This is a genomic window from Microtetraspora sp. AC03309 (assembly GCF_020826795.1).
In the GTDB taxonomy this organism is placed as follows: Bacteria; Actinomycetota; Actinomycetes; order Streptosporangiales; family Streptosporangiaceae; genus Microtetraspora; species Microtetraspora glauca.
Genome location: NZ_JADDIL010000597.1, coordinates 1 through 400 on the forward strand (window position 1 = coordinate 1; position 400 = coordinate 400).

The 400-nt window shown below is 62.2% G+C and carries 1 protein-coding gene; it reads right to left on the minus strand.

The window, feature by feature from the left end; genetic code table 11:
- Positions 1–294 (minus strand): AMP-binding protein (locus IMZ11_RS44530; RefSeq protein ID WP_228649829.1); only part of this gene is annotated, 294 nt, incomplete at its 3' end.
- Positions 295–400 lie beyond the last annotated feature (106 nt).

The following is a 400-nucleotide window of genomic DNA, read 5'->3' on the forward strand; positions in this document are numbered from 1 at the left end:
GTCGTCCAGCGAACCGAGAGGGTGTAGTGCCGTGCGGCGGTACCCCTGGGTCTGGCCGGCGCCGATGATCATCAGTACCTCGGGGCGGTTCAGCGACAGCAGGCCGACGCCTGCGCCGGTGCCGGCTCCGAGTGCCTCGAAGGCCTGAATGTACTGGCTGATGCGTTCCGCGAGCTCGCCGCCGGTCAGGGTGGTGTCGCCGAGAAACAGCACGGGTTTGTCTTTGTTGCGCTTGAGCGCACTGACCGTGAGGTGGCCGGAATGGATGGGATGGTGCAGCAGCGCATCACTCATGGAGTCCAGATTAGAACGTGTTCCAGAAATTGTTGTACCGATCCCCCGATGTGATCGGTAACACGCCGTCGCTGCCGATCGAAATACAGGTAGTGCGCTACTCACG